At 71.3% G+C, this 14,100-nt stretch carries 15 protein-coding genes; 8 read left to right on the top strand and 7 right to left on the bottom strand.

Annotation, left to right across the window (positions count from 1 at the left end; all coding sequences use genetic code 11):
• Nucleotides 1-160 precede the first annotated feature (160 nt).
• From AB0N84_RS15215 to AB0N84_RS15195, 5 genes are all read left to right on the top strand, one after another.
• Nucleotides 161-871 (top strand): GntR family transcriptional regulator, encoded by a 711-nt coding sequence (locus AB0N84_RS15215; protein WP_363547848.1) that lies wholly within the window; start codon nt 161-163, stop codon nt 869-871.
• Nucleotides 868-1,884 (top strand): ADP-ribosylglycohydrolase family protein, encoded by a 1,017-nt coding sequence (locus AB0N84_RS15210; RefSeq protein ID WP_363547845.1) that lies wholly within the window; start codon nt 868-870, stop codon nt 1,882-1,884. The genes AB0N84_RS15215 and AB0N84_RS15210 overlap by 4 nt, the downstream gene beginning before the upstream one ends.
• A gap of 85 nt (nt 1,885-1,969) precedes the next feature.
• Complete coding sequence (locus AB0N84_RS15205) at nt 1,970-3,439, top strand: cytosine permease (RefSeq protein WP_182046651.1); 1,470 nt, start codon at nt 1,970-1,972, stop codon at nt 3,437-3,439.
• The gene (locus AB0N84_RS15200) at nt 3,439-4,368 is read left to right on the top strand and encodes a PfkB family carbohydrate kinase (protein ID WP_363547842.1); all 930 of its coding nucleotides are present in this window, start codon (nt 3,439-3,441) and stop codon (nt 4,366-4,368) included. The genes AB0N84_RS15205 and AB0N84_RS15200 overlap by 1 nt, the downstream gene beginning before the upstream one ends.
• 87 nt (nt 4,369-4,455) lie before the next feature.
• Nucleotides 4,456-4,875, top strand: coding sequence for a BLUF domain-containing protein (locus tag AB0N84_RS15195; RefSeq protein ID WP_363547839.1), 420 nt, complete (start codon nt 4,456-4,458; stop codon nt 4,873-4,875).
• A 10-nt stretch (nt 4,876-4,885) separates the two neighbouring features.
• Here AB0N84_RS15195 and AB0N84_RS15190 read toward each other — a convergent pair whose 3' ends face one another.
• On the bottom strand, nt 4,886-5,776 hold the full coding sequence (locus tag AB0N84_RS15190; protein ID WP_363547836.1) for an NAD-dependent epimerase/dehydratase family protein: 891 nt from the start codon (nt 5,774-5,776) through the stop codon (nt 4,886-4,888).
• A gap of 79 nt (nt 5,777-5,855) precedes the next feature.
• Here AB0N84_RS15190 and AB0N84_RS15185 point away from each other — a divergent pair, with 79 nt between their 5' ends.
• Complete coding sequence (locus tag AB0N84_RS15185) at nt 5,856-6,440, top strand: helix-turn-helix domain-containing protein (RefSeq protein ID WP_363547833.1); 585 nt, start codon at nt 5,856-5,858, stop codon at nt 6,438-6,440.
• Between the two features lie 3 nt (nt 6,441-6,443).
• On the opposite strand, the gene AB0N84_RS15180 is transcribed toward AB0N84_RS15185, so the two are convergent.
• Nucleotides 6,444-8,189: an endo-1,4-beta-xylanase gene (locus tag AB0N84_RS15180; RefSeq protein ID WP_363547830.1), complete on the bottom strand. Its 1,746-nt coding sequence runs from the start codon at nt 8,187-8,189 to the stop codon at nt 6,444-6,446.
• 41 nt (nt 8,190-8,230) lie between these two features.
• Between AB0N84_RS15180 and AB0N84_RS15175 the strand changes: the two genes are divergently transcribed.
• The gene (locus AB0N84_RS15175; protein ID WP_289459285.1) at nt 8,231-8,635 is read left to right on the top strand and encodes a DUF4259 domain-containing protein; all 405 of its coding nucleotides are present in this window, start codon (nt 8,231-8,233) and stop codon (nt 8,633-8,635) included.
• Nucleotides 8,636-9,248: 613 nt separating this feature from the next.
• On the opposite strand, the gene AB0N84_RS15170 is transcribed toward AB0N84_RS15175, so the two are convergent.
• Both AB0N84_RS15170 and AB0N84_RS15165 read right to left on the bottom strand, forming a co-directional pair.
• Nucleotides 9,249-9,872 (bottom strand): hypothetical protein, encoded by a 624-nt coding sequence (locus AB0N84_RS15170; RefSeq protein ID WP_182046645.1) that lies wholly within the window; start codon nt 9,870-9,872, stop codon nt 9,249-9,251.
• Entirely contained in the window at nt 9,869-10,177 is a 309-nt protein-coding gene (locus tag AB0N84_RS15165) for a hypothetical protein (RefSeq protein ID WP_363547827.1), read from the bottom strand. The genes AB0N84_RS15170 and AB0N84_RS15165 overlap by 4 nt, the downstream gene beginning before the upstream one ends.
• Before the next feature lie 51 nt (nt 10,178-10,228).
• Between AB0N84_RS15165 and AB0N84_RS15160 the strand changes: the two genes are divergently transcribed.
• A complete protein-coding gene (locus AB0N84_RS15160; protein ID WP_363547824.1) occupies nt 10,229-10,687 on the top strand; it encodes a hypothetical protein in 459 nt (152 codons plus the stop codon).
• Nucleotides 10,688-10,731: 44 nt separating this feature from the next.
• On the opposite strand, the gene AB0N84_RS15155 is transcribed toward AB0N84_RS15160, so the two are convergent.
• The 3 genes from AB0N84_RS15155 to AB0N84_RS15145 all read right to left on the bottom strand — a co-directional run bounded on the left by AB0N84_RS15155 (nt 10,732) and on the right by AB0N84_RS15145 (nt 14,098).
• Nucleotides 10,732-11,403 (bottom strand): GntR family transcriptional regulator, encoded by a 672-nt coding sequence (locus AB0N84_RS15155; protein ID WP_363547822.1) that lies wholly within the window; start codon nt 11,401-11,403, stop codon nt 10,732-10,734.
• An 87-nt stretch (nt 11,404-11,490) separates the two neighbouring features.
• Nucleotides 11,491-13,080: an ABC transporter substrate-binding protein gene (locus AB0N84_RS15150; RefSeq protein ID WP_363547850.1), complete on the bottom strand. Its 1,590-nt coding sequence runs from the start codon at nt 13,078-13,080 to the stop codon at nt 11,491-11,493.
• A gap of 91 nt (nt 13,081-13,171) precedes the next feature.
• On the bottom strand, nt 13,172-14,098 hold the full coding sequence (locus AB0N84_RS15145) for an ABC transporter permease (protein WP_363547819.1): 927 nt from the start codon (nt 14,096-14,098) through the stop codon (nt 13,172-13,174).
• Nucleotides 14,099-14,100: the final 2 nt, after the last annotated feature.

Raw genomic sequence — 14,100 nt, 5'->3', positions numbered from 1 at the left:
GTCGCGGTGGAGCCGGGTGAGCGAGGCGTTCGCGACGGTGTGGTCCTCGGCGAAGGCCATGAGCGCGTGCTCGTCGAGGTCGAAGCTGGCACCGCGCCTCCCGTCCGTCGTGTGGGCGTCTCGATGAGTGGACAGGCATTGTACATGTACACTCATGTCCATGCCGGTCTCATCGAAGCGACGTCTCGTCGCCGACGCCCTCCGCGATGCGATCGCGTCGGGCCGGTACCGCGCGGGTGAGCGCCTGCCCGGCGAGCACGACCTCGCCGAACGGTTCGCGGTGAGCCGCGGGACCGTCCGGGCCGCCCTCGCCGACCTGGCCGACGACGAGTACATCGCCACCCGCGGGGGCATCGGCTCCGTCGTCACGTTCGACGGCGCCACGCTCGACCCGCGCGGCGGCTGGGCCCGGTCGATCGCCGCGTCGGGCACCGAGGTGACCACGCGCATCCTGCGGCTCGTCCGGCTGGACGACCCGCGCCTCCAGGCCGAGGTGGACGCAGCGGAGGCGACCTTCGTCGCCGTCGACCGGCTCCGCACCGTCGTCGGCGGGCGACCCGTGTCGCTCGAGCGCAGCGTGCTGCCGCACGTCGGGCGCCTGGCGGCCGCGACGACCGACGGACTGGTCGACGACTCGCTCACCGCGACCATCGCCGAGGCCGGCCTCGTCCCCGCGGAGGCCGAGCAGTGGGTCGACGTCGTCCCGCTCGACGTCGACGACGCAGCCCTGCTCGACCGGCCCGCGGGCACCCCGTTCCTCCGGAGCCGCCGCGTCTCCCGGACCGCCGACGGCGCGTTCGTCGAGCGCGTCGACAGCCTCCTCGACCCCGACCGCTTCCGGCTGCACATGCGCTTCGGGACGGCACGATGACGACCCGACAGGACCCCGTGGACGACCAGACCGCAGCCCTCGCCGCCCTCACCGGACTCGCGATCGGCGACGCCCTCGGCATGCCGACCCAGTCGATGTCGCTCGCACAGATCCGCGCCGACCACGGTGTCCTGACGGGCTTCGTGGACGCCGGACCGCACCAGCGGATCGCCGCCGGCATGCCCGCGGGCACGATCACCGACGACACCGAGCAGGCCGTGATGGTCGCCGAGCTGCTCCTGGAGGGCGACGGGCGCATCGACCCGACCCGCTTCGCCGAGGCGCTCATCGCGTGGGAGCGCGCGATGGAGGCGAAGGGCTCGCTCGACCTGCTCGGGCCGAGCACCAAGACGGCCGTGCAGCGGATCCTCGACGGCGTCCCCGCGTCCGAGGCCGGGTCGACCGGCACGACGAACGGCGCCGCGATGCGCATCGCCCCCGTCGGCATCGCCGTGCCGTCCGGCGACCTCGTCCGGCTGGTCGACGCCGTGCAGGACGCCTGCCGCGTCACGCACGACACCGGGCTCGGCTTGGCCGGCGCGAGTGCCGTCGCCGCTGCGGTCAGCGCGGGCATCGACGGGGCATCCCGCACCGAGGCACTCGACGCCGCCGTCGCTGCCGCCACGATCGGCGCCGAGCGCGGACACTGGGTCGCCGGTGGCGACATCGCGGCGAAGACCGCCTGGGCACGCGCGTACCTGCCGACCGTGCCCGCGGCGGACCGGATCGACACGGTCTCGCGGCTCATCGGCACGAGCGTCGCCAGCCAGGAGTCCGTCGTCGCCGCCCTCGCCCTCGTCGCACTCGACCTCGACCCGTGGGAGACACTCTGCACCGCGGCGTCGATCGGCGGCGACACCGACACGATCGCCGCGATGGCCGGGGCCGTGCTCGGCGCCGTCCACGGTGCGGACGCCTGGCCCGCCGACGCCGTCGCCACCGTGACGACCGTCAACCACCTCGACCTCGGCCCGCTGGTCGACGGACTGCTCACGCTCCGCCACCGCGGCTGACCCCGACGCCGAGCGGTGGCGTCCCCCCTCGCCACCGCTCGGTCCCCCTCCCGCACCACCCCTTCCGACGACGCAAGAGGACCCCATGGCCGACGCCACCACCACGCTCTCCAGCGGCACGCTGACGAGCATCGAACAGCGCGGCATCGAGCCCGTGCCCGCCGACGAGCGGAACGGCCGACCCGGCGCGCTCTTCTGGGTCTGGTTCGCCGCGAACATCTCGATCCTCGGGCTGCCGCTCGGCGCGACCCTCGTGGCGTTCCAGGGGCTGACCATCTGGCAGGCCCTCCTCGTCGCCGTGATCGGCGCGGCCGGGTCCTTCGCGGTCGTCGGCGTGATCTCCGTGGCCGGCCGTCGCGGCGGCGCTCCCGGCCTGACCCTGAGCCGTGCGGTGTTCGGCGTGCGCGGCAACGTCGGGCCGACCGCGGTGTCGCTGCTCTCCCGCCTGGGCTGGGAGACCGTGAACACCACCACCGCCGCGTTCGTGCTGCTCTCGCTCTTCGCGATCCTCTTCGGCACCGACGGTGACGCGAAGGCCCACCCGGTGCTGACGATCGTCGCGATCCTGGTGTTCGTCGTCGCCACGGTGCTCGTCTCGGGCCTCGGCCACGCGTTCATCGTCGCCGTGCAGAAGTGGGCGACGTGGGTGTTCGGCGCCCTCAACGTCTTCGTCGCGGTCTTCCTGGTGCTCCGCGTCGACTGGGACGTCGTCGGGTCGCAGCCCGCCGGTCCGGTCAGCGCGATGGTGATCGGCATCGGCACGATCGCCGCCGGCACCGGCATCGGCTGGGCGACCGCCGGCGCGGACATCGCCCGCTACACCCGGACATCCGTCCGGGCAGGGGCCCTGATCGCGGCGAGCGCCGCGGGCGCCGGGATCCCCCTCGTCGTGCTCGTCGGACTCGGCGCGCTCGTGTCCGCCGGCGACCCGACCCTCGCCCAGGCCGGTGACCCGGTCGCCGCGATCCGCGACCTGCTGCCCGGCTGGATGGCGATCCCGTACCTCGTCGCCGCGTTCGGCGGCCTGCTGCTGTCGAACCACCTGTCCGTGTACTCGGCCAGCCTCACCACGCTCACCCTCGGCATCGCGGTCCCCCGCGTCTGGGCAGTCGCGGTCGACGTCGTCGTGACGACGCTCGGCGCGATGTACTTCATGCTCGTCGCTGACGGCTTCTACGCGCCGTTCATCACCTTCATCTCGGTGCTCGCCGTCCCGATCACCGCCTGGCTCGGCGTCTTCACCGCCGACATGCTCCGGCGCCGCTGGTACGACCCCGTCGCGCTCCTCGACCTCCGTGCCGGTGGCCGCTACTGGTACCGCGGCGGGGTCGCGTGGGGAGCCCTGGCCGCCTGGGTCGTCGCGATCGTCGTCGGGTTCCTGTTCACCGCGGTGCAGGTGGGCGACGCCGAGCCCGTGTTCGTCGGGGCGTTCTCGGCGAGCTGGATCGGCGCGAACGGCCTCGGCTGGATCGTCACCTTCGTCGTCGCCGCAGCCGTGTACCTGCTCACCGGCGGCGCACGCGGCCAGGTGCTCGCCCCCGAGCAGGGCCGCTGATGCCCCGGCTCGTCTCGGTCGGCAACGTGATCGTCGACATCGTCATGCGGGTCGACGCGATCCCGGAGCCCGGCGGGGACGTCATCGCCTCGGCATCGACGATCACCGCGGGCGGCGGCCTGAACACGATGGTCGCCGCCGTCCGGGACGGCATCGACGTGGCCTTCGCCGGCCAGTACGGCACCGGACCGTTCGGTGACGTCGTCCGCGCAGCACTCGCGTCGTCCGGCGTCGAGGTCCTGCAGCCCGGCCGCGACGACGTCGACAGCGGCTACTGCGTCGCCCTGGTCGACGCCTCGACCGAGCGCACGTTCGTCACGAGCGTCGGCGCCGAGGGTCGCCTCGACCGGTCGGACCTCGACCGCGTGGAGCTCCGCTCCGACGACACCGTGTTCGTCTCCGGCTACGGCCTCGCACACGCCGTGAACGGCCCGGCGATCGCGGACTGGATCGGCACCGTGCCGCCCTCCGTCCGCGTCGTGCTCGACCCGTCGCCCCTGGTCGACACACTCGACCCGGCGGTCCTGGGGCCCGTCCTCGAGCGGAACGACGTGGTCAGTGCCAACGGCCGGGAGGCGCGGCTCCTGGCCCCGACGGCCGCAGGACTCCCCGAGGCGGTCACCACGATCGCCGCGTCCGCCCGCGGCACCGCCCTGGTCCGCGACGGCGCAGCGGGCTGCTGGGTCGCCGAGCCCGGGGCCGCCCCGGTGCTGGTGCCCGGCTTCGCCGTCGACGCGGTGGACTCGAACGGCGCGGGCGACGCCCACGGCGGCGTGCTCGTCGCGGCCCTGTCCCGCGGTGCCTCGCTGGTGGACGCCGTCCGACGGGCGAACGCGGCGGCGGCCCTCGCCGTGACGCGGCACGGTCCGGCGACGGCACCGACCGCGGCGGAGACCGACGCGTTCCTGGCGGCGCACCCGTCGGCCTGACACCGCCTGTCCGGTCGTCCCCCGACGGCCAGCGGGACACACGGGGCACACGGAGTTGACTGACCACTCCCCCACCAAGGAGACCCGATGCTGTCCCTCATCTACTCGAGCGTCGCCACCCGATCGCTGGACGACGACGACCTCGCCGGGCTGCTCGCGCAGAGCCGGCGCGCCAACGAACGGAACGACATCACCGGTGTCCTGCTCTTCCGCAACGGCTACTTCCTGCAGCTGCTCGAGGGGCCGGACCAGGCCGTCCGCGACAAGATGGCCACGATCAAGCACGACGAGCGCCACACGAAGGTCACCGTGCTGACCGAGGAGCTCATCGAGGAGCGGCAGTTCCCGGAGTGGACGATGGGCTACCCGGCCGAGGACACCGACGTCGAGCAGGCGCCGGGCTACCGGACGACCTTCGAGGACCTCGACGCCGGGGACGGCACGCAGTTCAGCTCCCTGCCGGCCCTCCGTGAGCTCATCCGCTGGTTCCGCCCGACCGCTCGTTGACCGCTCCCGATCAGGCGCGTCCGTCCGTGTAGTACCCCGCCTCGAGGTCCTCGAGCAGGTTCGGCCCCGTCGGACGCCAGTCGACGAGCTCCCGCGTCCGCACACTCGACGCCGGCTGGTCCCCGCCGAGCAGCGCGCCGAACACGCCGAGCTCCGTCGGGTCGACGGCTCCCACCGGCAGGCCGGTCCGCCGTCCGATCACCTCGGCGACGTCGCGCATCCGGACGCCCTCCTCGGCGACGGCGTGCAGGACGGCACCGGCGGGGGCGCCCTCGAGGGCCGCGCGGACGAGCCGCGCGGCATCGCCGACGTGCACCGCCGGCCACCGGTTCCGACCGTCACCGACGTACGCCGCCACGCCGAGCTGCCGATCGAGGCCGACGAGCGCCGCGATGAGTCCGTTGCGGTCGCCCTCTCCGTGCACCGTCCGCGGCATCCGCACGAGCCCGGCCCGGATCCCGCGGTCGGCGAGGCCGAGCACCGCCGAGGCGGTCCGCGCCCGGGCTCCCGCCGGTCCGTCCGGGTCGAGCGGGTCGTCCTCGGTGGCCGTCCCCGGGGCGTTCGTGGGCGTCCCGGAAGCGGCGAAGAAGGCCTTGCCGCTGTCCGCGAGGGCGTCACCGACGGCGGCCAGCAGGGCGACCTCGTTGTCGATCGTCTCCTCGAACGCGCCGAAGTCGAGGGTGAAGGCCAGGTGCGCCGTGGCGTCCGCGAGCCGGACCTGCTCGACGATGCGGTCGTGGTCGGTCATGTCCCCGCGGACCGACCGCGCGCCCATGGTGTGGAGCCGTTCCTCCGAGGCGTCCGACCGGGCGAGGCCCACGACGTCGTGTCCGCGGGCGAGGAGGTCGCCGACGAGGGCGCTCCCGATCCATCCGGTGGCGCCGGTGACGAAGATGCGCATGGGTGCTCCTTGCTTGATGAGACTTGGTCTCGTCACCGTACACCTGATGAGACTGAGTCGCATCGACTAGGATCGGAGCGTGGCGCGCTGGGAACCGGACCCGCGCGGGCGGCTGCTCGACGCGGCGCTCGCGCTCTTCGGCGAGCAGGGCTACGACCGGACCACCGCCGCACAGATCGCCGAGCGCGCCGGGCTGACCAAGGCGACGCTCTTCCGGCTCTTCGCGGACAAGCGCGAGATCCTGTTCCAGGGGCAGGCCGCCACCGTCGACACGGTCCGACGCGTGGTCGGCGACGCCCCGGACGACCTCGACGGTGCGGCACTCGTCGAGGCGGTGCTCGACGCGCTCGTCGCCGAGCACGTCCCCGAGCAGCAGGCCGTCGGCGCCGCCATCGCCGAGCTGACGGCGTCGAGCGAGGCCCTGCGCGAGCGCGCCGTGCACAAGCACTTCGTCATCACCGAGGCGCTCGAGCACGCGCTCCGGAGCCGCCTGCAGGACGACGCCCGGGCCGCGGTCCTCGCCTGGACCGCCGTCCGCGCCTACTACGACGGCTTCGACCGGTGGACCGTCGCAGCACCGGGCGCGGACCTCCGACCGCTGGTGGCCGAGGAGCTCGCGCGCCTGCGCGCTGCCGCGGCCGACCCGGCGGTGCGGACCGGCTGACGCTCAGTCGGCGAGCGCCTCCCGCAGCGCGTCGTACGCGGGCGTCGGGCCGCCGTCGTCGAAGAGCAGGTCGTGTCCCTGCTGCAGGCGGCCGTCCTCGTCGGTGAACCAGTCGTACCGGTCGTCGACGCCCCACGTCGTGTACGAGATGCAGGCCTCGGAGCGGAGGCACGTTGCCAGGATCGTGGCGTACTGCTCGGCCTGGGCGTCCTGGCCCTCGCTGTCGGTGACGTCGTTCTCGGAGATCCGGACGAGCAGACCGGCCTCGTCGAACCGTTCGAGCGTGGTCTTGAGGTCGTCGGCCGAGACGGCGTCGGTGTCGAGGTCGTAGACGTGCGCCTGCAGACCGACGCCGGCGATGTACCCGCCCTGCGCGTTCGTGTCGAGCGCGAGTCGACGGAGGGCGTCCTGGCGGGGCCCGGGCACGTCGGCCCCGTTCTCGTTGATGAACTGCCGAACGTCGGGGTCCGCGTCGTGCACCGCCTTCGACACGACCACCGGGTAGGAGGCACCGAACACCCGGTACCAGACGTTCTCCTGCAGGTCGGTCCCCTGGTCGACGTCGAACGGCTCGTTCACCACGTCGAGCGAGTCGAGCCGGCCCCGGAAGTGGGTGACCACCGTCCGCACGTAGTCGAGCAGGGCGTCCGCACTGGCACGACGGTCCTCCGCGGAGTCGGTGGGGAGGTCCCGCATCCACCGCGGCATCGCCTCCGTGAAGGCGATGGTGTGGCCGTGCACCGAGATGTCCTCGCTCGCCGCGAGGTCGAGCAGGGCGTCCGCCTCCTCGAACGTGTACACGCCCTGGCGCGGAGCGAGCGCCTGCGGTTTCATCGCGTTCTCCGGGGTCAGGGCCCCGAAGTTCCCCACGAAGTGGCGCGCGTACTGCCGGTCCGCGGCGAGCGGCCCGAGCGCCACCGCCGCACCGATCCGGAAGCCCGGCCTCACCCGTGCCGCGAGCGCCTGGAGTCCGTCCGGAGACCGGTCCGCGTCCGCGGCGACGGGCCCCTCGACGGCCAGGGAGTCCCCCGCCGGTGCCGCAGCGGTGAGCGAGGAGACCGTGAAGGATCCCTCGTCGCTCGACAACCCCAGCCAGAACTCGCCCGAGTCGAACGCGTCCCCGAGCGGCAGCGTCGTCAGGGTGTCGCCACCGCTCGTCACCGCGAGGTCGTCGCCGGAACGCTGCACGGTCAGCTCCGCCTCGGGGTCGTCCACCCGCACGTGCTCGTCGCGCGCCGGCCGAGGATGAGCGACGTCGCGCTGCGGCGAGCCGTCGAAGACCACGACCTCGAGGTCGTCCCCGCGGAGCGTGAGGTGGATGCCGGCCGGTTCGATGCGGAACTCGTCGGCGATGATCGGCGGGCTGTCGTACACGGCCAGGGTCGCGTCGGCCGTCACGTCCCGCAGGGTCGTGGTGAGCGAGAAGTCCCCGTCGGCCGACAGGTGTGTGCCGAAGAGGTTCACGGGCGGGTCCGGCTGCCCTCCGCCGCCGTCCTGCTCGACGATCCGGCGGCCGGTCTGCGTCACCCGGAGCGCGTCGCCGTCGGGGGCGATGCCGGGCACGTGCTGCCAGTCCTGGTGCAGGAGGTCGACGACCGTGTCCCGCTCGACCGGCTGTGGCGTCGTACTGCAGCCCGTCAGGAGGAGCGCGACGGCGACCAGCCCACCGGCCGACCAGCTCCGGCTCCGCTGTCCCGCGGGGCGTCGTCGGGACCCCGACCGTGGTCGGTCGTCGGGCGCGGTCCGCATGCTCGGAGACTACGGGACGGGGAGCGTCCTACGCTTGCGGCATGGGGACCTGGAGCGCCGAGCCGATCGGCAACGATGCAGCCGCCGACTTCGTCGCAGAACTCGACGGCGAGCGACGGTGGACGGTCGTCAAGGCCGCCTTCTCGACCGCGGCGAAGCTCGGCGACACCCTCGACAGCGACACCGCTGCCACAGCCATCGCAGCGGCGGAGGTCGTCGCCCACGGACTCGGTCGTCCCACGCAGACCGACGCCTACACCGAGAGCATCCAGCAGTTCGTCGGCCGCGCGCGCAGACCGAGTCGCCGTCTCGCGGACCGAGCGATCCAGGCGGTGCACGACGCTGCGCGTCCAGACGGGGAGCTCGCCGAACTGTGGGCCGAGACCGGGTCGAGCGACTGGCAGGAGTCGCTCCGTCGCCTGCTCGCAGCGCTCGAGGAGCGGTGAGCGACGGATTCACCGTCGCGCCGTCGGTCCACCGAACCGGAGCGAACCAGCGGCACACGGCCTGGTCCCCGGGTCAGCCGGTCGATCCCGCAACCAGGCGCGTCGCTGAACGACGTTCGCTTCCCCGTTTGGGCTGATCGCCTGTCACCAGAGCCCGGTGCGTCCGGGGAGAGATCCGCACCAAGAACACTCCCGGGAACGAGAAAACCCCCGCTTGCACGGGGGCTTTCTGTGGCGGGTCATTTGCAGGTCTCGTTGGCCAGCACGGTGGTGCGGATCGAGGGACCCTCGGCGACTGCCTCAGCCTGTGTTTCCCCTGGGTTCACCCTCGTTTTCCCCTCACCGCCCGAAGCCCAGGTCAGAAGGCCTCATGCGATATGTACCCGGGAACTCGCGGTGAACATAAGGACCTCAATGCACCCTCCCGGTTTGCGGCCGAGGCCTTCCAAGTCAGCTCCGGCCACTTGTTCTGCGTCGTGCCAGTGCTCAAGCCACGGCTCCAACCCGGCAACCCATCTGCTGCGCACCGTTGTAGGTGAACGTCTGAACGACGTTCGCTACACATCGGCACGACGACCGAAGGACAGCAGCCGCGCGATGAGGGACTTTCGTTCTACGCCCCGGCGATGGCGCGGCTTCGATATCGGGCGATCCGCCCGACCCAAGGCTCTGAGGCCGAGTCGCGCAATGCCGCGGCCGCTGATAAGAAAATCCCGTCATCGTCGCTGCTCCACTCACTAGAGGGCGAAAAAACCGCAGCCAACATCTTCCGCGCATTCGCTGAGGTTGGATGCACGAACGGAATCGAGTCGTTCTCCGGACCGGCTTCGAGGAGCCGTTGCACGTCCGACGGCGATTCGAGTGGATCCAACCGCTTGCATAGGGCTTGAGCGATCGGGAGAAGATCCGGCACCTCGTCCGAGCGGAGAATCTCATCCGTCACCTCCGGCTGCCGCGACGGCCAAAGAGTCGTGTTGATGTCACTCGCTAACAGCCCCCACTCGACGCTATCGTCGTTCCGTTTCGGAGCTTCCCCCCACCACACGTCCGCCGCCGCTGGCGCGGTCAAAGACCACGCAAGATTATAGCGCCCACGAAGAGCCGAAACTTCGATGATCTCCTCGAACCCTTCCTTGCTCCGCTTCCAGCGGTTCGACGCGATCCTGCTGAAGGTATGACTTTCGAATGCCATGCCGACCTCGTCGTACAGGCGACCGAGTTGCTCCCGCCTCGTCATTTCAGAGTCTCCTTGAGGGTGAAGTTGCCGTAGTCGTCGTAGACGTAGAGGTAGCCGACCTCCGAGTCGAAGGCATTCATATACCGACGCAGCTGAGTGCGCCCCTTACTCAGACCGCTTGGCGTGTTCGGCTTCAGCTCCACCGGCACCGATCCATAGAAGCCGTCCGGTCGATCCGGACCGGATCTCAGCCCCGGCCGCCACTTCGGGTCTAGGGCCGCCTGCTCTTCGATCCAGCGGTCGAAACGGCTGTGCATCGCCCGACCGATGCTGGCGGCCGCACTTTCCCCTCCGACAGCAGGCACCTTCGCAATGCGGTCCCGACGCGGTGGTTCCGTCCGGCCGCGATCGTGGTGGTGCTGCTCGCCGTGGGGCTGTCGGCGCCGAGCGCGACGGCGCAACGGACCGTGACCGCGAAGGACGACTCCGCCTGGAACCAGGTCGCCGCACTGGTACAGCGGCAACGGCTCGGCGAACCGGACAGCGCACGCGACGCGGTGCTCTTCGGCCCCGTGCAGCGGCATCCGAGAGCGACGTCACGGATCATCGCGGAGACCTACCCGGCAGCGTTCGCCGGCCTGGACGATCCGCTCCTGATCACGCCGGCCGGTGCGGGCGACGGGCTCTGGGAGACGCAGCGGCCCCTCCGGGAACCCGGTCGCGCCCTGGGTGACGCGACGACGGTCTGGCTCGTCACGGCGACGAAGCCGGACGACCGCGCGACGGCGACTGCCGCGCTCCGGCCGGCGGGCTTCCACCGGACGCAGCAGTGGAAGATCGCCCGCACCTGGGTCGTCCGGTACGACGGCGGCTGAGGAGTGAGCCGGTCGCGCTCGGTCATCGCACGGGGTGAAGAGGTTCAGCCGAGGGGTTTCCGGAGCACAGCGAAGGAGGGTTCTCGATCGCGCTCGATGTGCGCGAAGGCGAGCGCCTCGGCCATCCGTTCGTCGCCCCGTGCGATGGCGGCGACGAGTTCCACGTGGTCGTGGAAGGCGTCGTGCACGTCGAGATCGCTCGTCAGGAAGAACAGCCACTGCACTCGTCCCGAGACCGACCGCATCGAGGCCTGCATGAGGGTGTTCCCGGTGGCTTCGACGATCCGCTCGTGGAGGAGGGTGCTCGCTTCGGCGATCCGGTACGGGTCACCGTCGTCGACGACGGCGTGCGAGTGCTCCAGGGCCTGTCTGATCCGATCGGCGGACGCGCCACGGCCGATGGCGCGAGCGGCGAGGCCGGCCGCCCCCACCTCGAGGACCTCCCGGAGGTCGAAGAGGTCGTGGATGAGCTTGGTGGTCCAGGTCGTGACGACGGCTCCGCGGCGAGGAGTCGTGACGACGAAGCCCTCCATCTCGAGCATCGGTACCGCCTCACGGAGGGGGACCCGCGAGACGGACAGCTCGTCGGCGATGCGGACCTCCGCGAGCTTGTGGCCCTGCGGGTACCGACCCCGGATGATCGCTTCACGGAGGCGTTGGTGGATCTGCCGCGAGAGCGAGAGCTGCTCGGTCGCGTCCGCGCGTTCGGAGGTCATCGAGATCATCCTCCTGGATGAGGGGTCGGTTCGTCGCGGTGCGGGGCGGCTGGCGAGACTGGTACTCGCCGGCCGCCCCGCGCCCGGTCAGCGCTTGATCCCGAGCTTGCTGAAGTCGAGCTCGTTGGCACCGATGTTGTGGGCGGCGGCGACACCGGTCAACCACTTCTGTGCCAGGACCCAGTCCTTGTTGTAGGACAGGTTGTAGTAGCAGCCGGTGGCGGCGTACTCCTTCGCCGCTTCGACATACAGGTCGTCGTCGCCGGTCGCGACGGCCTGGTCCAGCTTGTCGTCCACGCTCGGCACGTCGCACCCGAAGTAGTTGATGCCGCCGGACTTGTCCCAGAACACGTGGCCCCACATGTACGGTGAGCCGCCGTCGGGGCCGTTGTTGCCGTCGAAGAAGGCGTCGGGACCCTTGCTCGGGTCGTTGATCCACCCGAACACCTGGGACGTCGGGTAGCCCTTGGCAGTGGCATCGATCCCGAGGGCCTGCAGCTTCGCCGCCTGGATGTTCGCCATCTGCTGCGCGTTCGTGTTGCCGCTGGCGTAGCCGATGGTCATGCTCGTGCCCTTCGTCAGTGACTTCGCGTAGTCCTGCATCACGGACGGCTTGTACGACAGCTCCTGCTCGTCCTTCCCGCCGGGGATCATGCCCTTGGCGTAGAGGGTCGTGGCGGGCTCGGACCGGCTGCCGAGCACCTGCTTGACGAGCGACTCCTGATCGATGCTCTGCAGGAAGGCGAGTCGGGCCTCCTTCGCGGAGAAGAACGACCGCGACGGGTTCAGCGTGACCAGGGCCGACTGCAGGGTGGGCAGCATGGAGCTGGTGTAGGCCTCCGAGTCCTCGTACTTCGCCAGGCTCGAGGACGGCAGCGCGGCGACGACGGCTGAGACGTCTCCGCGGTCGAAGGCCAGCTGCAGGGCGGAGACGTCGGAGTAGATCGGCAGCTTGACGGTGGTGAAGGGCGACTTCGTGCCCCAGTACCGGTCGTACTGCTTCAGGGTCCAGGAGGTCCCGGGGTCGGCTGCGCTGATCTCGTACGGGCCGGTGCCGGCGTCGTGGGTCTGCAGCCACGTCTGCGCGTCGTCCGAGCCCGCGTGTTCCTGCAGTGCGGTCGGCGATTCCATCTTCGGTCCGAAGGGCGAAGCCAGGTAGTCGAGGAACGCCGAGTCGGCCTTGTCGAGGGTCACGACCGCGGTCAGGTCGTCGGGGGTGGCGACGCTCTTCACGCCCTCGACCATGTACGCGGCGCCGCCCTTGACGGCGATGCGCCGGTCGAACGCGACCTTGACGGCGGCCGAGGTGAACGGGGTGCCGTCGTGGAAGGTCACGCCCTTCCGCAGGTGGAACGTGTACGTCGTGTTGTCACTGCTGACGTTCCACGAGGTCGCGAGGCGCGGTGCGATCTCGACCTTGTCGGTGTCGTTCGCGTACTGCACGAGGCCCTCGTAGGTGTTGAGGACGATGGCGAGTCCGTTGTTCGCGTAGTAGATGTCCGGGTCCGGCGGCTGGCCGATGTCGCCGAGCAGACCGACGGTCAGGGTGCCGTTCGTCGGGGCGGGGTTCGCCGCCTTCGCGTTGCCGGCGCCGGAGCATGCAGCGAGCGCCAGGAGCGGCAGGACCGCTGCCGTGGCGAGCGCGACACGTGAGCGCTTGCGGAGGGAGCTGAGCATCACGGGTTTCTCCTTCGGGTGGGTGGAGCCGATGGGGTGGAACGGGGGGGGAACGGGGGGGGAACGGGGGGGGGGGGGTGGCGCTGCCGACTCAGGCGAGACGGGGGTCCGCGGCCGCCTGCAGGACGTCGGCGATCGTGTTGACGACGACGTAGACGGCGCCGAGCACGAGTGTCACGGCGGCGATCGCCGGGAAGTCCGACACGGGGATGCTGTTCGCGAGGTAGTTGCCCATCCCCGGCCAGCTGAAGACCTGCTCGACGACGACGTCCCCGGCGAACATGAACCCGAGCTGCAGCCCTGCCATGGACAGGGCTGGTCCGATGGAGTTCCGGGCCACGTGGTGCGCGAGGACGGCGGATCGGCCGAGGCCCTTGGACCGCGCCGTCCGGATGTGGTCGGCCGCGAGGGTGGACTCGAGCCCGGCTCGCAGGATCCGCCCGATGGCCAGCGCCGGCGCGATCGCGAGCACCGTGGCGGGGAGGACGAGGTGGGACAGCTCGGATCCGAGCCCGCCGTCGCCGCGTCCGGAGGCGGGGAGCCATCCGAGCTCCGCGTAGAGCAGGATGATGCCGCCGAGGGCGAGCAGGAACGGCGGCGCGGTCGCCCCGACGAGCAGGGCCCCGCGGTAGAGGCCGCTGAACGGCCAGGACAGCGCAGCCGACGTCGCGAAGAGTCCGGCGAGCACGAGCGCGATCACGAAGGCCGCCAGCACGAGCTCGACGGTGGCCGGGAGGGCCGTGGCCAGGTCCGTCGCGACGGGCCGGTGCGTGCGGAAGGACGTTCCGAAGTCACCGCGGAGCGCGTTGCTGACGAAGCGCAGGAACTGGACGGGCAACGGGTCGTCGAGCCCGAGACGGAGGCGCTCGGCGGCGACGGCCTGCCGGGACGCGTTCGCGCCGAGCGCGGCGCGCGCCGGATCACCGGGTGAGACCTGCTGCAGGACGAAGACCACGACGCTGAGCACGAGCAGTACGACGACGAGGGACCCGAGCCGACGGAGGAGGAACCTGACCACGG

The organism is Curtobacterium sp. NPDC089185 (assembly GCF_040685235.1).
Classification (GTDB): Bacteria; Actinomycetota; Actinomycetes; order Actinomycetales; family Microbacteriaceae; genus Curtobacterium; species Curtobacterium citri.
This window is presented reverse-complemented; position numbering and strand designations above follow the sequence as displayed.